Consider the following 23,377-nt stretch of genomic DNA (forward strand, 5'->3'; position numbering starts at 1 on the left):
ACCGATGAACATAATCGAATAACTAATCTGATCGCAGAGGAGCTTAGGTATGGGTTATCGCAGACTTGCTGCCTTCATCAGCCGATATCCGCGGTTCATTATTCTCTGCTGGGTATTTACCATCGGGATGTCAGCGGTCTGGGCATGGAAGTTACCTAACATTGTTCAGGATCACGGATTAAAACGGGTTCACGGGGATGCGCAAGCGGTTGAACTTGTTCTGGAGGACGAATTCGGTACTCCTGCTGATCCGGTTATTCTGGTGTTTGAGAAAAAGGAAAATACCTCGCCGTTACAGTTCCGGCAGTGGATCAAGGATCGTTTGACACAGGTTCAAGTGTTGCCTGCGGTAACCTCTATCACATCCCCTCTGGATGTTAGTGAAAGAGTGACGCTGCAAGACCAAAGGGCATATGCCCTTGTGAAAATGGATGTGCCCGCGCATCAGATGGGTCCCCCACTGGAGCAGCTACGCGCCGTGCTGGCAACAGACGGTCCAGGTACGGTGCAATTGACGGGGAAGGCAGTCGTGCAGCAGGATGTCAATCATCTGAGCTTTCGTGATCTGGAACGGGCAGAGATGGTGGGCCTACCGATTGCCCTGATCGTTTTGTGTTTTGCATTCAGGGGGCTATATGCCGCGTTTATTGCTGTCATGATGGGGATCAGTGCTGTGATTACTGCGATGGGAGTCACGTCACTCCTTGGTTATCATCTGGAATTGTCCAACTTTATCATTAATGTGATTCCCATGGTGGGCATGGCACTGAGTATAGACTTTGCCCTGATCATCCTGAGCAGGTACAGGGAAGAAGTTCAGCGGGCCTACGAAGATGAAGACGAAGTTAACGTTACGGGCAGTAGCCTGGATATGCAGAGCGAGGTTTTGCGGAGCGAGATTCTTCAGCGAACATTACGTACAGCAGGCAGAGCGGTGTTGTTCTCGGCAGCTTGCGTGCTCCTTGGGCTGCTGGGTTTGCTCTGGATCAGACTGCCGATGTTTCTAAGTGTATCATTGGGGGCTATTATTGTTCTGCTCCTGTCGCTACTGTTAAATGTTACGCTGCTGCCAGCTCTCCTATCACTGTCTGCGGATCGGGTATTCAGGCGAAAGTTAGTCCATTGGTTACCCAGACGCTCGGTATGGCATAGATGGTCAGCAATGGTCATGAAACGACCCGTCAGTATGGCCATTGGAGGTACGGTTGTGCTTCTCCTGTGTGTTTATCCAGTAACCCAGCTGGAACTGTCCGTCCCGGATGCCTCTTCACTGCCAGAGAGAATGGACTCCCGCCAGGCAGCAGAGCAGTTGCAACATGATTTGGGGCAAAAGAATACCTCCACCATCGAGATCGTGATTGGCGGACAGCAGGAACTGTTGACTGCCTCTCACTGGCATTTGGCCCACCACAAAGCCCGTCAACTACTGCAGGACTCAAGCGTATTGAGCATTGTTTCACCATGGGGCCTATTACAGCCGAATCAAAACGGTTCGCAAAGCCTTTTTCAAATTCCACCGTCGGCGCTAACTCCTTCCATAGAAGGCAAGGAGTCAACCAGGACGGCATGGTTGCGTTCAACGGTCTCTGATCACTCGATTCGATTGATAGCCACGGTGCACGGGGAGCCTGGTTCGGAACAGGTTGCAGACTTGCTGGAACGAATGAGGAATAGCGATCATGCACCAGGTTCCAACAACGTAAAACTACGTTATGGTGGGGAAGCTGCCAAGCAGTATGAAATAATGCAGGAAGTCACAAGTCAACTGCCCAAAGTGCTGGTATTTGTAGTGGTCACCAATTATCTTGTGTTACTGGCGGCATTCCGATCGATGCTCATTCCAATCAAGGCAATTGTGATGAATCTGCTCAGCTTAGCCGCTTCATTTGGCATATTGGTGTGGGTGTTCAATGAAGGACATCTAGGTATGGAGCCGTCAGCTATTGCCATTATGATTCCTGTATTCATTGCAGGATTGGTGTTTGGCATATCCATGGATTATGGTGTGTTTATGCTGAGCCGTATTCAGGAAGTGTATAGACGAACCGGAGACAGCGATGTGGCTGTCCAACAGGGATTGGCTTCTACAGGTCGTCTGGTCACCTCCGCAGCGGCCATTCTGCTTGCGGTGACTGTGCCGTTTGCCTTTGCTGAAGTCGCAGGTGTGAGGCAGTTAGGGATCGGAATCACGGCAGCGGTGTTGATTGACGTTACATTAATCCGTCTAATACTGGTACCTGCATTGATGAAATTAATGGGCAGGTGGAACTGGTGGCTGCCAGGTCAGATGAAATGAAGGGTATTTCCGTAACCTGTCTTCAGGTTGGAGATATCCTTTTTTTGGCTAGAAATCGTGTGATTCCATTCAAAACAGGCAAACATGTTCAATTCATGGGTGACATAGATGTTCTATAATGGATGGAATTAATTCCATATCACAGTCTTATATCTACGTTATCCTATGAAAAACAGGAGGGACACAGGCCCATGTCTGATATTGAAGCCTATCTACAACAACAAACGAATCTTCGTGGTCGTTCCGCGTATCATGCAGATCAACCCCTGGAGTTATGGCGCAGTCAGTTACGTACACGTGTGAAAGAACGGCTGGGAGGTTTTCCCACGATGGCGGCCGCACTGAATCCTGTCTTACTGGAGCGCATTACATGTGACGGATATATTCGGGAGCGGATTGAAATCACGACCTATGCAGGACTTCGCATGCCAGTGTATTTATTAATTCCGGGTGATGGAAGCATTACCGAAAACAAGAGACCTGCTATCGTTGCTTGTCATGGGCATGGCTACGGTAGCCGAGAGATATCGGGTATGGAACCGGATGGGTCACTACGGACAGGCGAGCCCGGATTACACAAGGACTTTGCAGTAGCTCTTGTGAAGCGTGGTTATGTGGTTGCGGCTCCAGAGTTGCTCGGATTTGGTGATCGAAGACTGGAAGAGGACCGCGATGCGCCACCAGGGGTAAGCTCCTGTACGAAGATTGCTGCGCATCTGCTCATGGTGGGGAAGACCCTCGCCGGTCATAGGGTGTATGAAACAACACGTGTATTGGATTATGTATCGACTCGGTCAGAAGTGGATTTGGAGCGAATTGGAAGCATGGGTATCTCGGGCGGTGGGCTGGTGACCGCATTTACAGCCGCGTTGGATGAACGGTTCAGGGCAACTGTGGTAAGCGGTTATGCAAATACATTCCAGGGCAGCATATTGGATCGGAACCATTGTCTGGACAACTATGTGCCAGGTATCCTGCGTGAAGCGGAGTTGCCGGATCTTATCGGCCTGATTGTGCCTAGGCCACTTTTTATTGAAGCTGGAAGTGATGATCAGGTGTTCCCAATCCTTGCAGCGAGAGAGGCATATGCCCGTTTGACACACATATATGAGCAGGCGGGAGCAACAGAATCACTGGATGCGGATTTCTTTACCGGTGGACATGAGATTAGCGGAGCGAAGGCTTATGACTGGCTTGATCAAGTTCTGTGAAGCTGAGGCTTAAAAAAACTGAAAAAGCGAAGCTACAAGCTTTCTGCAAGAAAGCTACTTCGAAAGCATACACTTCGCCTAAAAGCTTTCTGAAAGAAAGCTACATCGGAAGCATACGCTATCACCGGATTTTCCCTTGAGAAAAGGGAATCGAAAAATCTGGGATAACAGCGATTGGAAGGTTATTCTGTCTACGTAGTATATTCGAGAGGAGAATTCAGTGATGAAATGGTCAATATCGGTTAAGCTTCTGCTCTGTTTTGTTCTGTTTGCAAGTACAATGGGCATCGGTTTGGGAAGCAGTGGAGGGCAAGTCGCCGAAGCGGCAACGGACAATTACAGATTTGATTTTGGTTCGGGTGCTGTTGAGAACGGTTACACAGGCGTGTCCGCAGGAGATGCCTATACGCCTACGAAAGGTTATGGTTTCAACACACCTGCCAATATGAGAAATGTGCCTGCATCAGGAAGCGGGGTTAAGAGTGACGCTGTGCAGTTTCTGACTTACGGCACCAAGAGCAGCAATACCTTCAATGTGAATCTGTCCAATGGCCTATATGAAGTTAAAGTGGTCCTGGGCAATACTGCCAGAGCGAGTGTGGCTGCAGAAGGTGTCTACCAGATCATTAATATGACGGGCAACGGGGCAACGGACCAGTTTCAAATTCCGGTGACTGACGGGCAATTAAACCTGCTGGTTACAGAAGGAAAGACAGGCACCGCCTTCACACTTAGTGCACTTGAAATCCGGAAGTTATCCAATCAAACCGTTACCAACCGCACGATCTACATAGGTGGTGACTCAACAGTTTGTAATTACTATCCGCTGGGCAGCAGTGTACAAGGAGGTTGGGGACAGTTGTTTCCGTCCTATGTGAACAATTCCACCTTCCAGGTTCGCAATATGGCGTCAAGTGGTCAATTTGCGAGAGGCTTCCGCGATGATGGTCAGATGGAAGCGATTCTGAAGTATATCAAGCCGGGAGATTATTTTATTTTGCAATTCGGAATTAACGATACCAATGCCAAGAACAATACAACGGAGGCGCAGTTCAAAGAGATTATGCGGGATATGGTACGTCAGGCGAAGAACAAAGGAGCAACGGTTATCCTCTCTACGCCTCAGGGCCGGGCAACAGACTTTAATACAGCCAATGTACATCAAGCGGAGAACCGCTGGTACAATCAATCCACACGTGCACTCGCTCAGGAAGAGGGGGTTACCCTTGTTGAACTGAACAAGCTGAGTTCTGCCTATTTCACGTCTATTGGTCCTGCGGCAACACTTGCTCTGTATATGACAGGGGATAGTCTGCATCCGAATCGTCAAGGGGCTGCGGAGCTTGCACGTATTGTGGCTGCGGATCTGAGAAGACAGGGACTGAATGGATTCTGACTTTACTACTTAATCAGTCTGCATAATCAGTGCTTGATATGATCCGTGTATGAAAAATAAAAAATACCCCCGGGAACATGCCGCGAAAAGGGCGGCTGATCCTCGGGGGTATTTGTTATGCCTAGGCTGGGGATTACTCCATCATATCCTTGGCTTCATGGTTCACTTTTTTTCCTTTTAACAAGGGTTCCAATTCATCTTGCACGCTCTGCTCCCACAGCGGTACATCTGTGCGATAGGCGGCCCGTCCGTTCAGATGTCCGGCGACCGGAGCCGTGATGAATACAAACAGGATACCTAACAACAAGCGGGCACTGATATAGTTATCGAAATACCAGAAGTAGAAAAATGTAGCGCTTAATACACAGAACACTCCAAGTGTCATACTTTTGGTTGCGGCATGGGCACGTAGATATACATCAGGCAGACGAATAAGTCCGAATGCACTGAGTGCACTGAGTAGTGCACCCAGCAGTACGAGTAGACCTATAGCGGTTTCAGCGGTTATTTTAACGATCTCCATCATTTTTGAATACCGCCCCCCGTTCAATATAACGTGCAAATGCCACTGTACTTAAAAAGGCCAAAATGCCAATCAGCAAGATAATATCCAGATAGGCTTGGGTTTGCAACATCATCGACAGAACGGCAACGATGGCAATCACATTGATACCGATGGTATCCAGTGCCGTGATCCGATCAGCCATGGATGGTCCCCGAAGCACCCTGTACAAGCAACCCAGAATGGCTAAGGAGAGAATGAGCAATGAGATGAACAACAGTGAGGATAACATTAACGCGTCACCTCCATAATTGCTTTTTCGAATGTATTTTGGATATCATCTCTCATTTTCTGTTCATCCTTGATATCCAGTGCGTGAATAAACAGTTTACGTTGATTACCCGAGATCTCAAGCGGCAGAGAACCTGGTGTCAATGAGATGAGTAAGCAGAGCAGAGTAACTTCCCAATCCGAGGACAATTGAGTTTTATACGTAAAAATACCGGGCCTTATATCTAACTTGGGCTTGATAATCTGGCGTATAACCTCAATGCTGGCTCGCACCAGTTCCTTGAACAGCAGTGTAATTAGTTTGAAAATGGCCCAGACTCGCACAATATAGAAGCGCTGGGGGAAGAATCTGCGCATCCCCCCGATGAGAAGCAGTCCGAGCAGGTAACCTATGAGAAAACCAACACCATTCCAGGCGTTGTTCAGAAACATCCATACAAAAGCAATGATAAGATTCAGTACAATCTGAAAGGCCATAGACATCTACTCCTTCAATACGGCATCAATATAAATATTGGGATGCAGTAGAATATCGCCTGCGCGGGAGGTCAATTGGAACATGCCTTCAGCCCCCACACCCATTACGATGATGAATACAAACAGAATTCCGGCAGGAATCAGAAGGCCGTTCACCGCGTAAGGGCGTCTTGTAACCCCGGCAGGCGGTTCGCCCCAGAACGCTTGTATGAAGATACGAAGTACCGAATATAACATCAACAAGCTCGAAAGCACCGCAATGCCGGTAAGACCATACAAGCCTGCCTGCAAGCCTCCTTCAAAGAGAAGCAACTTCCCCGGAAATCCACTAAATGGCGGCAAACCTGCCAAGGCAAGTGCACTAATGAAGAACATCCAGCCTAGCAGCGGATAGCGATGGATTAACCCGCCCATGTTATCAAGTTTGGATGTTCCGGCAACAGCGATCAAGGCACCGCCGAGCAGGAAGAGCAATGTTTTGATCAACATATCATGTAGCATATAGAAGAGCAGACCTTCCAGTGCAGGGCGACTGGCCGCAGCCATACCAAAAGCGACAAACCCTACACCTGCGACCACGTTGTAGATGAGAATCTTGTTTACATCGCGGTATGAGATCGCACCGATGACACCCAGGACCATCGTTGCTCCAGCCATCCATCCGATTAGTGCATGGAAGAAATCAGGATCATGATAGAAGATCAGTGTGAATGTTCGCACAATCGCGTACAAGCCAACCTTGGTAAGCAATCCTGCGAACAATGCAGTGACAACAGCAGGTGGTGCCGCATAAGAGCCCGACAGCCAGAAGAACAGGAACAGTCCGGCCTTGATGCTAAATACGATCAGAAAGAGAACAGCAATTAAGGTAATGACTCCGCTCTGTCCCACTTCAGCAATTTTGACGGACAAATCTGCCATGTTCAGTGTGCCAGTTATGGAGTAGAGGAAGCCGATGGAAGCGACAAAAAGAGCTGAAGAAACGATGTTAATCAAGACATATTTGATCGTTTCCCGAAGCTGTCTTTCCGTACCTCCCAATACGATCAGTGCATAGGAAGAGATGAGCATCAGTTCAAAGCTGACAAACAAATTGAACAAATCTCCGGTTAGGAATGAACCGTTAACGCCCGCGATTAGAAAATGAAAGAACGGATAGAAGTGGTGCTCTTCCCGCTCCTTGTTCACACTGCGGAACGCATACAGCAGACACGCCAGTGCAATGATGGAAGCGGCAACGACAAGTAGCGCCGATACCATGTCCGCAACAAGCACAATACCATAGGGAGGTGCCCATCCACCCATATTAAGCGTTAGAACTCCAGTCTGAGCTACCCGCGTAATGAGTATCGTTGAGACCGCTGCTGTAAACAAAAGTCCAATGACACTAATGATCCGCTGGATATTTATTTTTCGGAAAAATAGCAGAGCCAGAACACCTGTAATCAAAGGCAAGAGAATGGGCAGAACGACGAGATTATTCATATGGGCGCCCCCTTACTTCTTCCATATCGTCTGTTCTCAGCTTCAGATAAGAACGATAGGAGAGAACAAAGAAGAACGCAGTGAGTCCAAAATTGATAACAATCGAAGTTAGTATCAAAGCCTGAGGAAGAGGATCGACATAACGTTCAGCCATCTCCCCAAGCAACGGTGGTGCCCCAGTTTTGAGACGTGACATGGTGATCAAGAGCAGATGCACGCCATGGGTTAGTATGGACATGCCAAGTACGATGCGGAGCAGGCTCCGCGACAAGATTAAAAAGACGGCAACCGCAAACAGAATGCCAACGGCTACACACATCAATATTTCCATATCAGCGATCCTCCCCGATCTGTAGAATGATGGTCATGGTGACACCCAGGACAGCGAGATACACGCCAAGATCAAACAGCATGGCCGTGGCGAGTTCTGTCTCTCCTAGCAAAGGAAGTTCGAAATAGCCGAAGGTTTGACTTAGGAACGGAACTCCAAATATAAATGAACCCGCACCCGTGAGTAAAGCTATACCCAATCCGATTCCTGTTAGCATACGGAAGTCAACCGGTAACGCTTTGCGTATCGTATCTGTACTGAATGCCAGGGCAATCAATACGAGCGCTGCCGCTGTGACCAAGCCGCCGATGAAACCTCCGCCCGGATTGTGGTGACCTGCAAAGAAGAGGTGCATGGCAAACGTCAGTATGATGAACACAACAACCTTGGTGGTCGTTTGTAGCAATACATCATTACTCTGCAAGGGGACAGTATCCCACGAGGATGAGCTGCGTTCCCGGTTACCATACTTTTTCGTATTGTCCGCTTCATCATCCAGAGCAGGTTCGGAATCCTGACTCTCGTCCTTCTTACGGAACTTCAAGCGGGCTCCAAGATCTTTTGCTTCGAGGTTCAGATTAATCATGGAGTAGATAGATAACGAAGCAACGCCAAGCACCATAATCTCCAATAACGTATCGAAGCCACGGAAATCTACCAGCAACACGTTCACGACATTTTTACCACCAGCTGAGTCATAGGCTTCCTGAAGGAAGAAAGTAGAAATGCTGTCCAGTGAGGCTGTTCCGCTTGCGGCCAATGCAACAAAAGTCATCACGATTCCGACTGCAATCGCTACGATCATATTTACCGTGAGATAACTGCGGCTTGATTTGCCACGTTGAAGCTCAGGCAGATGGTAGAAGCAGAGCAGGAACAATGCAACGGATACCGTCTCAACAATCATCTGTGTCAACGCCAGATCCGGCGCCCGGAAGAGTACGAATAGCAGAGTTACAAGGTAACCAACTGCTCCAGTCATAATGACTGCCGATAGTCTGTTCTTGGCAAAAGGAATCGAAACTGCAGCACCGATGAGCGTGACTAGTAGTACCACCTCATAAAATGAGTAAGGTGCATTGCCTTGCAGATTCCAGGTAATATTTTCTCCTGAACGGAAGAAGGCATAGACCAGCAACGCGACCGTGAATGAGAAAATGTAAACGAGATAATTACGAACCGAGCCATTCATATAGGCTTCCGTCCATTTGCGTGCATAATGCTGAAGATTATCAAGCACGACATGGTACATATTGTTAATTGTTAATCCTTGTGGATAATGCTCATAAATATTCCTCCATCGTGGCAACAGCTTGTAGAGAGTGATTCCGAGAATCACAACTCCGATTGTCATAATCAGTTCCGGAGTCCATCCATGCCACAGGGAGAAATGTACATCGAAGCGCTCATTCCCATTCAAGAGGGATGGAAGCACAGCGGCCATTGCCGGTTCAATCAGTGATCCGGCCAGCAGATTCGGGAAGAGTCCGAATACAACGACAAGAACACCTAGAACAACAGGCGGAATGAGCATGCCAGCGGGCGCTTCGTGCAGCTTCTCGGCAGGGATCTCGCTTTGGCTACGACCGAGGAATGTTTTGAACACGATAATAAGCGCATAGATCAGGGTAAACACACTTGCAAGCCAAGCGAATACCGGCAATAGAACACTCCAGGACCCAAGTCCAAAGATTCGTAGATGCGTGACTTCCACCATCGCCTGGAAGAATAACTCCTTGCTCAGGAATCCGTTGAAGGGCGGAATACCCGCCATGGCAAGTGAGCCGATCAATGCCACGGTGAATGTGATTGGCATGAATGAAGCAAGTCCACCGAGCTTCCGTATGTCACGTGTACCCGTTTCATGATCAACAATCCCTACGACCATGAACAGAGCGGCCTTGAAGGTTGCATGATTAAACAGGTGAAGCAGCGCAGCGGTTATTGCAACAGTGTACATCGCAGAGGATTCGCCATATCCGAAGTAGAGAGCAGCAGATCCAACCCCTAAGAGGGACATGATCAGACCAAGTTGAGAGATGGTCGAATAGGCAAGAATCGCTTTGAGATCGTTTTTTTTCACCGCCAGGAATGATCCATAACACAAAGTCAGAAGACCAACGCCGGTAACGAGCCAGAACCAGAGTCCCTGTCCACCGAAGATTGGTGTAAACCGTGCTACAACGTACAGTCCGGCCTTGACCATGGTGGCTGAGTGAAGATAGGCACTCACAGGTGTCGGAGCTTCCATGGCATCCGGCAACCAGATATGGAACGGGAACTGAGCTGACTTGGTGAAAGCTCCAATCAGGATCAAGATAAGTGCGGGTAGAAATAGTGCGCTTTCCTGAAACTGACCCAATCCTGTAATGGTTGCACGAATACTGAATGTTCCGGTAATGAGATACATCATCATGAATCCGGTAAGCATGGCGAAACCGCCAAATACCGTAATCAGGAATGATTTTTGTGCTCCTGAAGTTGAGGCTTTACGTTTGTAATGGAATGCAATCAACAGGAATGACGTAATACTGGTCAATTCCCAGAATCCGTAGAGCACGATCATATTATCAGACAGTACCACGCCCAACATGGCTCCCATGAACATCAACAGATACAGGTAGAAACGGTTCAGCGCTTCTTTCATATCCATGTAGAAGATGGAGTAGAGAACAACGAGGACACCGATTCCGGTGATTAGCAGTGTCAACATGAGGCTCAGACCGTCCAGATACAGATTGAATCCAATGTCCAATGAAGGGATCCACGGGATATTTCCGGATACGGTATTGCGCTGTGACACAGCGGGTATGAGACTCGCAAAGTATACAAATAATAGTGCCGGGACAAGGAGAACCGGCCATCCCAAATGTAATTTACGGAAGAAACGATGCAGCATGGCAAGAAGAATGCCAGCGGCAAAAGGCAGAATAACAGCAACATGAAGCAGGCTCAACATTACACCCCCAATGTTTAGAATTTCGACTTCTCTCTGTGTGACATACAGGCGCATGATCCTTTGAAGGATATGCTTGCTCTCTATATTCATAACCCAAGTATGTATATACAGAATCGTGTCTATTCTTTGAATGGAAGAAACACGGTGAAGATTTCAGTATAATATTGTATGGGCATGTATAATAAAAAAACACACAAGTTCCGATAAATATGAAAACGAATAGGTGACATTCCGTGTACTCTTTACAGCATAGTTATGTTGAGAAGCAAGATGGTTTCACCGTGTAATGGAGGAAGTAATGTCATTCAAAATTAGAACTGTGCTTACAGTCATCTTTGCTGTGTTATCCTTGCTGGTTACCCTGACGATTGGGTCTATTTTTAGCCAAAAGTCATTTGTTGCTGTAGAGACTGAGATTGGTCACTCGCTTACAGGCACGGCCTCACAGGCTTCGGACAAGCTGGATCGATTCATGTCCGCTCGTGCGGGTGAACTGGACCTGCTGGGCCAAATGGCTTCGTTGGAAGATGAATTCCAACCTGATGAGATTCAGATGCTGCTGGATCAGTTACAAGATAGCTTTCCCTCATTCTCATGGGTTGGATTCATGGACCCGAAGGGAAAAGTGTTAGCTGCTACGGATGGTATCTTGCTTGGGGAAAATTTATCAGAGCGACCTGTGTATCAGGAGGGAATCAAGGGTAAATTCATTGGAGATGTGCATAATGCAGTACTTCTTGCCAAGCTGCTTCCGAATCCAACGGGAGAGCCGTTGCAATTTGTCGATATCAGTTTTCCGCTGAAGGATAGCAAAGGAATGATTCAAGGTGTGCTCGCTGCACATTTAAGCTGGGAATGGGCGAAGGAAGTCGAGGAATCTGTACTTGCCCCATTGGAAAGGGAAGAAAAGGACATTGAGTTTTTTATCGTAAGCAAAAAGGAACATACAGTGTTGCTCGGGCCGAAGGAATGGGTCGGTAAACCGTTGGTGTTGCCTGGCATCGAAGAGGCCCAGCTCAACAAGAGCAGTTGGTCCATTGAAAAGTGGCCTGACGGTAATGAATATGTGACAGGGTTTGCCTACAGCCAGGGTCATCTGGATTATCCCGGATTAGGCTGGACCGTTGTCATTCGTCAAGTCAAGTCATCTGCTTTTGCTTCTGTGTTTGACCTGATGTGGTTTAATGTGTGGTCTGGACTCGCCGTTACCGTGCTGTTTGCACTGATTGGCTGGGTTGTCTCACGTCTGATCTCTGCCCCGCTTGTGCGTCTTACCAGAGTAGCCAATCGACTGCGTGCAGGGGAAGAGCTTGAGATTCCTGCGATTAAGGGGATTAAGGAGATTGAAGTGTTGTCCCGTTCGCTTCGGGATATGCTGACCTCTCTTATGAATAAAAACTCAGAGCTGGTCGTGATGCAGAATCTGGCGCATTTTGATCAGTTGACTAGACTGCCAAATCGCACTGCCCTTGAAGTGTATCTGGAGGAGTCTCTGGAGACCGAAAGTGAAAATCACACGCTGACTTTTCTCTATCTGGATCTCGATGGATTCAAACGGGTCAACGATACACTTGGACATCAGACTGGAGATGTGCTGTTACAGAAAGTGGCCCAGCGACTGTCTGCTCTTGGTCAGGTGAAGGGGATAACTGTCCGATTGGGCGGAGATGAATTCCTGATTGTACTTCAGTCTGTTGGGATTCATCCGAGGGAAGAAGCCATGGCTTATGCAGAAGCCATCATTCAAAGTCTGAACAAGCCGTTTATTATTGAATACGAGCGAATTCGAATTGGATGTAGCATTGGAGGTGCGGAATATCCAACCAACAGCGACAACCCAAGTGAGATTATCCGGATGGCGGACGAAGCTTTGTATGAGTCCAAACGTGCAGGCAAGAACAGAATGACATTTTATTCCGAGTTGAAGCAGGATCGTTAGCGTATAATAACATTAGCGGGGTTATCCCAATTACCTTTGTGCGAATAAGCGTATAGACAAGGAGGGGTGAAATTGTCTGGAAAATATACAACTGTACCTTATGGTTATGAGCCACCTGCGGCCAGCCGCAAAGGTACACTGACTTTTTATGACTCGTTTGAACATGTGACCGATGAGCAACTCGAGCGAGCCGCTGCAACGGTAGATACCCGTTCATTCATACAGCTTGTGCTGTATCCTTTACACGAGAGCACGTTTAAACGAATGAGCAAGGATACGATACAGGCATATTACAAAAGAGAAGACCGCCTGCATGATTGGCGGAGGGAACATCCAACTTCACGTATACGTGTGGAGGGGCTTGAGGGCAAGAGAAAGAAATATACACCTGTGGATAGCGCGCTACGCCATATCACTGCGGAATATCCAGCCCCTCACTTTCTGTATTTGACGATAGAGATGGCGAATATGTTTGCTTCATTTGATTCCTTCAAGGATTGGATCAAAGAGCTGCGTCTCATCATTGATGGATCGTCCGAATACCTGCATCCGATGCTGGAGCAAAATCGCCATCGCTGGGAATGGGCGGAATGAAAACATAGATGTATGAAGACGATCGGCGTGCTGATTATATTCAAACCCAAAAAAAGTTGTGTTGTACAAACCGGAATTCCGGTGTACAGCACAACTTTTTTAGTTATATTTTCTCTGACAAGGACGAAGTCAGATCAAGTGATGTTACGGTTTTATTTTTACCTGTTCGTTTCGCGGCATACAGACAGGCATCCACTTCCTCGAACAATTTGTCTTTGGTTAGATTAGGGCTGTAGCTTTTGAGACCGATACTCACGGTGATGGAAGCTCCTTCAAGTTCCAGATGGCCCATCAGGGCAATCTTTTGGCGAATCTGTTCCACCAAGGCATAAGCCTGCTTGAAAGATTGCTCAAACATCAATAAGGCGAATTCTTCGCCCCCGTACCGTGCTGCAATATCACTTGAGGTAATGGTTTCCTGAATGATCAGGGACACTTTCTCCAGAATAATGTCTCCAACCCGATGACCATACGTATCATTAATGGATTTGAAGTCATCAATATCGATCAGGGCCAGATGCAGACTCATGCCACTGTTGGCATACTCAAATGCTTTTTCATAATAATCCTTGAATGAGCTTTGATTATAAAGGTTGGTTAGACCGTCTGTTTTGGACTGTTTGGTCATAATGGCATTTCGCACAATAAGGTCCTGCTTGGCAAGCATGCTGGCATGAAGATCATCGAGCACCTCAACGCCGCTGGTTACGATAACCTGTGCTACATATGTACCTAGGATTAGAAAAGCAGGAATGGATACCATGTCAAATGAAGACAGGTACAACCTGTAGGCCGGATCGAACAAAACCAAAAAGTAACCAGTCATCTGCATCAGAAAGACAATCCAGACTCTCTTTTTACTGAAAAACAGCACCGAAGCAAAGATGGGCAACAGACAGATTGCTAATATAATTCGGATGTCATAATTGACATGAATAATCGTCCAGGCGATAACCGTGCTGGCTATAGACATGGTGTAAAAGGAATATGAACTGAAGCGCCGATCAACCCAACTTGCGAACAAAATGCATGAACAGCTGACGGCCGTAGGCCAGAAGAGGACATTCATCAAGAAATCTGTAGGTGTGCGATCATACTCCAGAAACAGGAAACAGCCAATCTGAATGGCGAAATGTGCAATGATAACAATCCAGTAGGCATGGAGCATTTTTTGAATCCATTTGGAATGTTTGAACTCGTACTCTGTTGGAATGTGGCTATTATGCGTATGGAAACCTTTCATATATCACCGCTGACTGCATCATAATGGTACGACAGAATTACTCTCGTATATGATAATTATAAATCACAATGAACAAAACGCAAATGTATTTAACTGTTATGTGAGAACAAGACTCACATAAGTTTCGAGTTGTCACAAACTTTTTATGGAGGACAAACAAAACTCAACAATACACTCATAGACTATATACATGGCTCCGTTCCATATGTAGGAAATCATTGATGAAGGGGAGGTGATCTTCATTCCTCTTGTCGTTCGTTCAACCGTTAATGCTACGGGAGCAATTACATTTACAGGAAATACGCTTGGACTGAGTCGTTCGGAAACAGCGGGAGTACCCGGAACACAGGACAGTATTGGAGGTTTTATCACAACCAACACCAGCCTCCAGTACGGCACCTATCCACTAGGAACGACAAGCCTGTATCAGAGCAACAGTTCAGCAGCCATTCTTACACTACCTGCTGGAAGTACCGTTCTGTATGCAGAATTGATCTGGGGCGGCAGTTACATCAATGGTACAGTCAATCTGAGTGCTGCCATTAACAATCCGGTTACGTTTATTACACCCGCAGGGACTTCCAGTGTTACCCCTGATCCACTTACCTACAATCAATTCGATCTGGGGGGCGGTGCTGCTGGCTATGTACGTTCCGCCAATGTGACCACACTTGTACAAAATGGGGGAGCAGGTACATATATCACCGGAGCAGTGGTAGGGACTATTGTTATTACAAATGATTCCACGGCCAATCATGCGGGGTGGACACTTGGAGTCATTTATCAGAATCCTAATCTGCCTTTTCGCAACATGTCTTTGCGTGCAGGCGGCGTACTCGTTCAATCCACTTCACCACCTGTTGTTACCACACTGACTGGATTTGCAACGCCCCTTTCCGGTGTATTGGGAGGAAGAATACTGTTCAGTGCGCAGGAGGGAGACGCAAACCGGACCGGTGACCAGGCATTATTCGGGCCAACCTCAGCTACATCGGTTGCTTTGTCCGGGCCCAATAATCTAGCTGCGAACTTTTTTGCTTCTCAGATTAACGGAGATACCGGAGCGCTTAATACAACAGGAACGTTTGGGACACGAAATCAGATCAATGGAGCTCCAGGTACGAATATTATCGGTGGACGTCAAGGCTGGGATATTACCAATGTGGATGTTTCAGCAAGACTGATCAATAACCAGTCATCTGCGGTGTTGACATTAACAACCTCGGGGGATGCCTACATTGTCAACGCCAATGCAATTCAAGTTGATATTAATGCACCCAAGATCACATTGGCTAAGGCAACGGTCGCCGCCGGTGCAGTTGCCGGGGATAGTATCCTATATTCGGTTACCGTTACCAATGCAGGCACTGCGAGTGCGGCCAGTGTTGTTTTATCCGATTCACTTCCTGCAGGTCTTACCTTTATTCCTGGCAGTGTCACGGTTGCAGGTGTATCCCGTCCAACACTTGATGTGACGGCAGGCATTCCGTTGGGTTCGTTAACTTTATCCAGCAGTGTTGTTGTAACCTATCGAGCACTCATCGGTCAGGATGCAAGCATCCTGCAACTGGTGAATTCGGCCAATGCAGCCTTTACATTTCAAAGTGTAGCAGGGGGGCCGGTCATTACCGGAGTTATTCCTTCCAACAACTCCACCCTTACGGTTTATTCGCCAAACCTGTCCATTGTGAAATCGGCGAGTACCACCAATGCCACGGTGGGTGACCTGGTAACGTATACACTGCAGGTGAACAACGGAGGGAATGTTGCTGCCAACGTTACATTGAGGGATAACATTCCAAGTGGTAGCTCATATGTAGCAGGCAGCTTTCGTCTGAATGGAAATGTGATTGCTGGCGCCAATCCGGTTACTGGCGTTAATCTGGGGAGCCTCGCGGCAGGAAGTGCCAATACCGTGACTTTTCAGGTACTTGTAACAAGCTTGCCAACACCGCCGACTCTTGTGGATCAGGCGACAGCTTCTTATTCCTTCAATTCACCTGATGGTCGGACGATCACGGGAAACATCGCCTCGAATACCTTAACGATTCCGGTAACATTGCCCAATGTGACCACGGTAAAATCAGCATCCGTTACCGATGTTGCTGTCGGGGAAACCTTCACGTACACCGTAGTTACGACCAACAGCGGTATTCAGGTGATTAATAATGTGGTACTTACAGATGCGCTCCCTGCTGGAATAGCTTTTGTTCCCGGCAGTGCAACCGTAAGGGGAACTGTCGTACCGTCTGCGAATCCGAGCAGTGGTATCTCTATTGGGACATTGGCGGCCGGAAGTTCTGCGACGGTGACGTTTCAGGTGAATGTGCAGTCTTTGCCTGCTTCAGGTTCGTTAGTTAATCGAGCGGTAGTGTCCTATAGCTCTGGTTCGTTCACGGGCATTTCCAACTCCAATTCCATTACAACCCCTGTATACCAAGCTGTTGTTGGTATCAACAAGTCGGCAAGCCAAACCAATGCGACACTGGGGGATCAGATTGCATACACACTTGTGGTCACGAACAGTGGGAATATAGCGACTCAAGTGAATGTGACGGATACGATTCCAGCGGGGCTGACGTTTGTCCCGAATTCGGTAACTGTGAATGGTACTGCACGTCCTGGAACAAGCCCATTAACCGGAATAACACTGGGAAGCCTCCTGCCGGGAGTTGCGGCTACGGTGGTGTTTCGCGCTACACTCACCACACTTCCGACTCCCCCGACACTGGAGAATCAAGGGACAGCAAGTTATACGTACCAGCTTCCAAGTGGAAGGAATCTCTCAGGCAGCAGCTTATCCAATATCGTTCGTATATCTGCATCGGCTCCCAATATTTCTATTAGTAAAACAGTAAACACAGCGGATGCGACAGTTGGAGATGTGCTTACGTATACCGTTGTTGCAACAAACGCAGGAATTAGTGCAGTACAAAATCTGGTGATTTCGGATGCACCATCCGGCTCTGAATTTGTCCCGGGTAGTGTCACGATTAATGGATCTGCTGTTCCCAGCGCAAGCCCCGTTGCGGGAATCGCAGTGGGTTCATTGAATAGCTCAAGCAGTGTAACTGTGACCTATCAGACCCGAGTGAATTCCGTTCCATCTACGGGTTTGGTTAGTAACCAGGCCAATGCAGCATTTACATCAGGCAGTTTTAACGGTGTTTCTTCTTCAATATCAGTAAATACTCCCATATTTCTTCCAGTGATCCAAGTGGTGAAGTCAGCAAGTACAACAAGTTTGACGGTAGGCGATACGTTTAATTACACCATCCAAATTAACAATACAGGTAACATAGCTGCAACGGTTACCTTGACAGATCCCATTCCAGCAGAAGCAGTATTCAGCACAAATAGTGTCATTATTAATGGCGTACCTACACCTGGATTCAGCCCGGAGTCGGGTATCAGTCTAGGAGAGATTGCAGCGGGCTCAGGTGCAACGGTCACCTTTGTTGCGACGGTTACCAGTTTGCCAGATGCAAGGCAGTTAATTAATCAGGCGGTTGCTTCATTTGCCTACACACTCCCAAGCGGGAGAACGATTGCCGGTCTCTCGTCATCAAACACCATCACTATTCCAGTGTCTCTGCCCAATGTTACGATTGTCAACAGTGACAATGTAGAGTATGGCGTAGTCGGAGATGTCATTCGATACACATCTGTTATTCGTAATAACGGCACAGTAGCCGTTAATAATGTGGTATATGTCAATCCTCTTCCTTCGAATACCCCATTTGTACCCGGAAGTGTCATTGTGAACGGGACTTCGTTCCCGCTCTCCAATCCGACCGCCGGCATTCCAATCGGTACGTTGGCTCCAGGAGCCGAGGTTACCGTAACTTTTGAGGTGACGATTACCATGCCGATTCCTTCGCAGATTAACAATCAGTCGACGGTCAGCTTCACGTCCGGTTCATTTTCAGGGTCATCATCGTCCAATACCACTCAGACTCCGGTCATACAACCGCAGATTTCACTTGTCAAAACAGCAAATACCGTAAATGCAACTGTAGGTGATACGGTTGTATACACGGTGACGGTCAGCAATGCTGGCAATCTGGAAGCAAATGTTACTCTCACAGACAATATTCCTTCTGCGACTACTTTTGTACCCAACAGTGTGGTTGTATCCGGTGTGCCAGAGCCGGGAGTAACACCAGGAACAGGTATTCCGGTAGGCATTGTAGCAGCAGGGGCGACGGCTGTTGTCACGTTTGCCGTTGTTGTGGATTCACTTCCATCCCCACAGCAGCTTAGCAATTTTGCTACATCATCCTTTACATTTACACCTCCAGATGGGCGGACGTTGACTGGCTCAGCCACTTCGAATACACTCACGTTCCCGGTCTCGTCACCAAACGTCGCTGTTGTCAAAAGCACAGCTTCCACTGCGGCTACGGTAGGCGATACGGTGACCTATTCCATTCTGGTGACCAACAGCGGAATTGCACCGGTGAACAATATTCAGTTTTCAGACCCGATTCCAGCTGGAGCCTCCTTTGTTACAGGGAGTGTCACAGTGAATGGGGTTGCGCAACCCGGAGCCAATCCGGCAGGTGGGGTACCCCTTGGTACATTGGGGCCAGGAACGTCCGCGACGGTCACATTCAGTATCCGTATCGACGCGATCCCGCCAAGTGATCAGTTGAGCAATCGCTCTACGGTCAGTTTTACCTCAGGTACATTCTCAAGCACAACCTTTTCAAATACCGTGGTCACTCCGGTGTACCAGCCTATTCTTTCAGCGCAAAAAACAGCCAGTACACAAAATGCTACCGTTGGGGATACAGTCAGCTACACGATAACTGTGAACAATCAGGGAAACTTTGGAGCCCAGATTAACCTGACAGATAACCTTCCAGCCGGAACCATCCTTGTTCCAAATAGCGTTATTGTGAACGGTCAACCGCTGCCAGCAGGAAATCCAGCAACGGGCATCCCCGCAGGCACTGTGGCTCCCGGAGCTACGACCACCATTACCTTTTCAGTAGTTGTTGATACGCTGCCAAGTCCGCAACAACTGGTGAATCAGGCTTCGGTAGCTCTATCATATACATTGCCGGATGGGCGGAACATCACGGAGTCTGTTCTATCCAATGTGTTGACCATTACCGTATCGGCACCGGATGTCGATGTCGTCAAATCTACAACTTCAACGGCGGTATCAGTTGGTGATATCGTAACGTATAGCATCGCTGTAACCAATAACGGAATTGCAACGGTGAACAATGTGGTTTTCACGGATGCAGTGCCGACAAGTACCGTTCTTGCGCCAACCGGCGTGTTTGTCGATGGTGTTCTGCGCCCTGGTGCCAATCCTTCTACGGGAATAACCCTTGGTTCCATCGCACCTGGCGTAACGGTAACCGTTGTATTTAGTGTGCAGGTCACGGCGCTTCCGGCAAGTGCAGTGTTAAACAATCAGTCCACGGTCAGCTTTACATCAGGGGCTTTCTCAGCGACCACATTCTCCAATACGGTTACAACTCCGGTCTTTCAACCTATTCTGGCGGCAGTCAAAACGGGAGATCAGACGATAGCAACGGTAGGGGATACCGTTGTGTACAGCATCGCCATTTCCAATACCGGGAACTATGGCGCATCTGTCACGTTAACGGATACCATTCCGGCAGGAACAGAGTTTGTTCCTAATAGCGTTATTATTAACGGGGCTTCTGCACCAGGTGCAGATCCAGCTTCGGGTATTCCGCTTGGTGTCGTTTCCACAACAACTCTAGTTACCTTCTCCGTTGTAATTGTGACGTTACCTTTGAGCCAGTCCATTACCAATCAGGCTTCTGCGACATTTTCGTATACATTACCTGATGGAAGAACACTTGGAGGCACGATTACGTCCAACGCACTCAACATTCAAGTATCTGCTCCGAACGTCAGTGTAGTTAAGACAGCTTCGGTAGTTGATGCCGTGGTAGGCGACACGATTGTGTATGAAATGGTTGTGACCAATGAAGGAATTGACCCTGTAAACAATATTGTGTTAACCGATCCCATCAGTCCGGCCGTAACATTTGTTGCTGGGAGCGTCCTGGTAGATGGCGTTCCACGGGCCTTGGCAAACCCGGCGCTGGGCATAGCCCTTGGTAGTTTAGCCCCTGGAGCATCGATAACGGTATCGTATGCAGTTCGGGTCAATACACTGCCAACACCACCGGAAGTAAGCAGTCAGTCTTCCGTAAGTTTCACATCGGGTGTTTTCTCGGGAGCAGCGTATTCCAATACGGTTGTAACACCAATCTATCAGCCGATTATTGCCGTAACCAAAACAGGGAGCACCTCCAATGCAACGATTGGTGACACCATCACGTATTCTTTTGCAATTATCAATAGTGGGAATCTTGCTGTTAATTTAACATTAATCGACAGTATACCAAACGGAGCGGTACTGCTTCCCAACAGTGTTCTGATTGATGGTGTTCCACAGCCAGGTGCCAATCCGGAGACGGGTATCGTTGTGGGTACCATACCGTCCGGAGGTACGGTTACTGTAACGGTTACCCTCGAAGTGACTGTGGATTCGTTGCCACAGGATCAGCAACTGGTTAACCAGGCGGTGGCCAACTATACATTTAGTCCACCCGATGGCCGTCTGTTGACGGGGAGCGTATCTTCGAATGTTCTGGTTATCCCGGTATCTGCACCAAATGTTGTTGTTGCCAAAAGCACAAGTGCCATTGATGCTGTTGTTGGTGATGTAATCACCTATACCGTTGTAGTAACCAATAGCGGCATTGAAGTGGTGAATAATGTGGTCATGGTTGACCCGGTACCTGTCGGTACAGTATTTGTGCCAGGAAGTGTTACGGTGGATGGTGTGCCAAGACCAACAGGGAATCCGAATACAGGCATCACGCTTGGTTCGATTGTTGCGGGTGCTTCCGTTACGGTTACATTCAGAGTAGAGGTTGTGGTGATATGAGCCAATCTTCCGGTCCGTTGTCCCACTGGCTAAAGAATCAGTCCCTGGTTCGATTCAGCTCGGGTGCGACTGAACTGGAACAGGTATCTTATTCGAATACGGTTGTAACACCGTGGATCGGCCCCAGGCTTGAAGTCAGAAAAGTCTGCAATATCACGGAGGCTGCCTTGGGGCAGTCTCTTATCTACCGTGTTGAAATTGTTAACACCGGAAATCTTACGGCCCTAGTGTACCTATTGGATCAGCTATCTTCAGAGACGGCACTGCTTCCCAACAGTGTACTGCGTGATGGTATTCCGTTACCGGGAGCATCACCGGAGAGAGGATTGCCTCCAGCCGAAATCGCGCCTGGAGCCACGTTGCGATACCACTTCCAAGTTGTAATCTTGCGTTTACCTGAGACACTGAAGCTGCTGAATCAGGCACAGGTTAACTATGAGTTTTTGACACCAGAAGGCAGATCGGTTACGGGTATGGAACAATCCAATATCGTTGAGGTCAATCTGGTCTCATCCCGGCTGGAGATTTCCTTTCAGGCGGATCACATCTATACCTTCTCAGGGGATATTGTCATGTACACCGTCATCGTGAGCAATCCGGGTTTTATTGCAGCCCCGAATGCCCAAGTAACGATTTCTTTGCCACAAGGTATTGTTTTTATACCTGCGAGTGTCATCGTAGATGAAATGTTTGCGCCACAAGTAACGCCTGATACGGGCATACAACTTGGAGAGATTTTACCCGGAAGCTCAATTAGAATACAATATCGGGTTCAGGTTACGGGGGGAAGCGATGCAAAGGGAATATCAAGTGTAGCTGTACTGGCGTATATCTCGGCAGGACAGCAGGAGATGGTCTACTCCAATCAGGTTACTCTGGAAGTGATACAGCCCCAGGTCTCTGTGGTGAAAAGTGTGCTCCCGGTAACGGCCACATTGGGTGATGCCGTCCAATATAATATTACCGTCTCCAATGCAAGCAGTTATGCGGTGGATGGAACTCTCCTGGATGTACTGCCAACAGGTATGACATTTGTCGAAGGCAGTCTGCGCTGGAATGGGGTTAAACGTCCCGGAACCAACCTGGCTAAAGGTCTTAATCTGGGGACGTTGACAGCCCGGTCGGTTCTGAATATTCAGTTCGAAGCGAAACTTCCAGATCGAGATGAATCGATGCCTGATGACTACAGGTATGTGAATCATGCTAGCCTGATGTATACATTTCGATTGCCGGATTCACGGTCAGTGCAGCGGATGATTACATCTAATGAGGCTGTGGTCGAATTGAAAGCGCCGATAATTCAGGCTTATGTTCAAGTGACACCCACATTGGTCGAGCAGGGAGGTACCGTCACTTTTCAGGTACGTGTGGGGAATACGGGGAATTTGCCGGCACGTGTACAACTTGGGAGCATTTTACCTGAGGGTGCCAGATGGCTTGGTCAAGCTACGGGTCAGCTCCAATTGAGCATATCAGAGTATTCCACACCACGGGTTCTGCATGTGGGCGTGATTGAGCCTGGAACGGAAAAGAACATCTCGTATGTAGCGAAGTTAGCTTCTGAGAAGGTGGGGACGCTGCAAGGAGACTTGATTGCCAGGTACACGTATGAATGGAATGGACAAAAACGGGCTGGCGAAACCCGATCGAATGAGTACAGCATCATTGTGGAGTATAGAGAAGAATAGGAGGTATCACGGTTAACGGTAA

14 protein-coding genes are annotated in these 23,377 nt (G+C 48.0%); 7 read left to right on the top strand and 7 right to left on the bottom strand.

The window, feature by feature from the left end; genetic code table 11:
- Positions 1 to 49: 49 nt before the first annotated feature.
- The 3 genes from NST38_RS13085 to NST38_RS13095 all read left to right on the top strand — a co-directional run bounded on the left by NST38_RS13085 (position 50) and on the right by NST38_RS13095 (position 4,903).
- Complete coding sequence (locus tag NST38_RS13085) at positions 50 to 2,296, top strand: MMPL family transporter (protein WP_253507892.1); 2,247 nt, start codon at positions 50 to 52, stop codon at positions 2,294 to 2,296.
- Between the two features lie 191 nt (positions 2,297 to 2,487).
- On the top strand, positions 2,488 to 3,507 hold the full coding sequence (locus NST38_RS13090) for a dienelactone hydrolase family protein (protein WP_076249569.1): 1,020 nt from the start codon (positions 2,488 to 2,490) through the stop codon (positions 3,505 to 3,507).
- 280 nt (positions 3,508 to 3,787) lie between these two features.
- Positions 3,788 to 4,903 carry a rhamnogalacturonan acetylesterase gene (locus tag NST38_RS13095; protein ID WP_076249961.1) on the top strand — a complete coding sequence of 372 codons (1,116 nt, stop codon included), beginning with the start codon at positions 3,788 to 3,790 and terminating at the stop codon, positions 4,901 to 4,903.
- 133 nt (positions 4,904 to 5,036) lie between these two features.
- Here NST38_RS13095 and mnhG read toward each other — a convergent pair whose 3' ends face one another.
- Genes mnhG through NST38_RS13125 form a run of 6 tightly spaced genes read right to left on the bottom strand, consistent with a single transcriptional unit; the run spans position 5,037 to position 10,945 of the window.
- Positions 5,037 to 5,429 (bottom strand): monovalent cation/H(+) antiporter subunit G, encoded by a 393-nt coding sequence (gene mnhG, locus NST38_RS13100; RefSeq protein ID WP_341343977.1) that lies wholly within the window; start codon positions 5,427 to 5,429, stop codon positions 5,037 to 5,039.
- Entirely contained in the window at positions 5,413 to 5,697 is a 285-nt protein-coding gene (locus NST38_RS13105) for a Na(+)/H(+) antiporter subunit F1 (RefSeq protein WP_017688855.1), read from the bottom strand. The genes mnhG and NST38_RS13105 overlap by 17 nt, the downstream gene beginning before the upstream one ends.
- Positions 5,697 to 6,173, bottom strand: a complete 477-nt coding sequence (locus tag NST38_RS13110) for a Na+/H+ antiporter subunit E (protein ID WP_036608718.1) — start codon at positions 6,171 to 6,173, stop codon at positions 5,697 to 5,699. The genes NST38_RS13105 and NST38_RS13110 overlap by 1 nt, the downstream gene beginning before the upstream one ends.
- Before the next feature lie 6 nt (positions 6,174 to 6,179).
- Positions 6,180 to 7,658 (bottom strand): Na+/H+ antiporter subunit D, encoded by a 1,479-nt coding sequence (locus tag NST38_RS13115; RefSeq protein WP_047842678.1) that lies wholly within the window; start codon positions 7,656 to 7,658, stop codon positions 6,180 to 6,182.
- The gene (locus NST38_RS13120) at positions 7,651 to 7,989 is read right to left on the bottom strand and encodes a Na(+)/H(+) antiporter subunit C (RefSeq protein ID WP_036608715.1); all 339 of its coding nucleotides are present in this window, start codon (positions 7,987 to 7,989) and stop codon (positions 7,651 to 7,653) included. Before NST38_RS13120 ends, NST38_RS13115 begins: the two co-directional genes overlap by 8 nt.
- Before the next feature lies 1 nt (position 7,990).
- The gene (locus tag NST38_RS13125) at positions 7,991 to 10,945 is read right to left on the bottom strand and encodes a Na+/H+ antiporter subunit A (protein ID WP_076249960.1); all 2,955 of its coding nucleotides are present in this window, start codon (positions 10,943 to 10,945) and stop codon (positions 7,991 to 7,993) included.
- A gap of 301 nt (positions 10,946 to 11,246) precedes the next feature.
- On the opposite strand from NST38_RS13125, the gene NST38_RS13130 reads away from it, so the two are divergent.
- Positions 11,247 to 12,887: a sensor domain-containing diguanylate cyclase gene (locus NST38_RS13130; protein ID WP_076249567.1), complete on the top strand. Its 1,641-nt coding sequence runs from the start codon at positions 11,247 to 11,249 to the stop codon at positions 12,885 to 12,887.
- A gap of 72 nt (positions 12,888 to 12,959) precedes the next feature.
- The gene (locus NST38_RS13135) at positions 12,960 to 13,481 is read left to right on the top strand and encodes a hypothetical protein (protein ID WP_076249566.1); all 522 of its coding nucleotides are present in this window, start codon (positions 12,960 to 12,962) and stop codon (positions 13,479 to 13,481) included.
- A 103-nt stretch (positions 13,482 to 13,584) separates the two neighbouring features.
- Here NST38_RS13135 and NST38_RS13140 read toward each other — a convergent pair whose 3' ends face one another.
- The gene (locus NST38_RS13140) at positions 13,585 to 14,724 is read right to left on the bottom strand and encodes a GGDEF domain-containing protein (RefSeq protein WP_076249565.1); all 1,140 of its coding nucleotides are present in this window, start codon (positions 14,722 to 14,724) and stop codon (positions 13,585 to 13,587) included.
- 232 nt (positions 14,725 to 14,956) lie between these two features.
- Here NST38_RS13140 and NST38_RS13145 point away from each other — a divergent pair, with 232 nt between their 5' ends.
- Together NST38_RS13145 and NST38_RS13150 are read left to right on the top strand one after the other, a co-directional pair.
- Positions 14,957 to 21,667 carry a DUF7507 domain-containing protein gene (locus NST38_RS13145; RefSeq protein ID WP_076249564.1) on the top strand — a complete coding sequence of 2,237 codons (6,711 nt, stop codon included), beginning with the start codon at positions 14,957 to 14,959 and terminating at the stop codon, positions 21,665 to 21,667.
- A complete protein-coding gene (locus NST38_RS13150; protein ID WP_076249563.1) occupies positions 21,664 to 23,355 on the top strand; it encodes a DUF11 domain-containing protein in 1,692 nt (563 codons plus the stop codon). Before NST38_RS13145 ends, NST38_RS13150 begins: the two co-directional genes overlap by 4 nt.
- Positions 23,356 to 23,377 lie beyond the last annotated feature (22 nt).

This window comes from Paenibacillus sp. FSL H8-0104 (assembly GCF_038050215.1).
Lineage (GTDB): Bacteria > Bacillota > Bacilli > Paenibacillales > Paenibacillaceae > Paenibacillus > Paenibacillus amylolyticus.

Coding starts and splice junctions, on each gene's coding strand:
- NST38_RS13150 (WP_076249563.1), top strand. CDS start 21,664: ATGAGCCAATCTTCCGGTCCGTTGTCCCACTGGCTAAAGAATCAGTCC.
- NST38_RS13140 (WP_076249565.1), bottom strand. CDS start 14,724: ATGAAAGGTTTCCATACGCATAATAGCCACATTCCAACAGAGTACGAG.
- mnhG (WP_341343977.1), bottom strand. CDS start 5,429: ATGATGGAGATCGTTAAAATAACCGCTGAAACCGCTATAGGTCTACTC.
- NST38_RS13130 (WP_076249567.1), top strand. CDS start 11,247: ATGTCATTCAAAATTAGAACTGTGCTTACAGTCATCTTTGCTGTGTTA.
- NST38_RS13085 (WP_253507892.1), top strand. CDS start 50: ATGGGTTATCGCAGACTTGCTGCCTTCATCAGCCGATATCCGCGGTTC.
- NST38_RS13090 (WP_076249569.1), top strand. CDS start 2,488: ATGTCTGATATTGAAGCCTATCTACAACAACAAACGAATCTTCGTGGT.
- NST38_RS13120 (WP_036608715.1), bottom strand. CDS start 7,989: ATGGAAATATTGATGTGTGTAGCCGTTGGCATTCTGTTTGCGGTTGCC.
- NST38_RS13105 (WP_017688855.1), bottom strand. CDS start 5,697: ATGTTATCCTCACTGTTGTTCATCTCATTGCTCATTCTCTCCTTAGCC.
- NST38_RS13115 (WP_047842678.1), bottom strand. CDS start 7,658: ATGAATAATCTCGTCGTTCTGCCCATTCTCTTGCCTTTGATTACAGGT.
- NST38_RS13095 (WP_076249961.1), top strand. CDS start 3,788: ATGGGCATCGGTTTGGGAAGCAGTGGAGGGCAAGTCGCCGAAGCGGCA.
- NST38_RS13110 (WP_036608718.1), bottom strand. CDS start 6,173: ATGGCCTTTCAGATTGTACTGAATCTTATCATTGCTTTTGTATGGATG.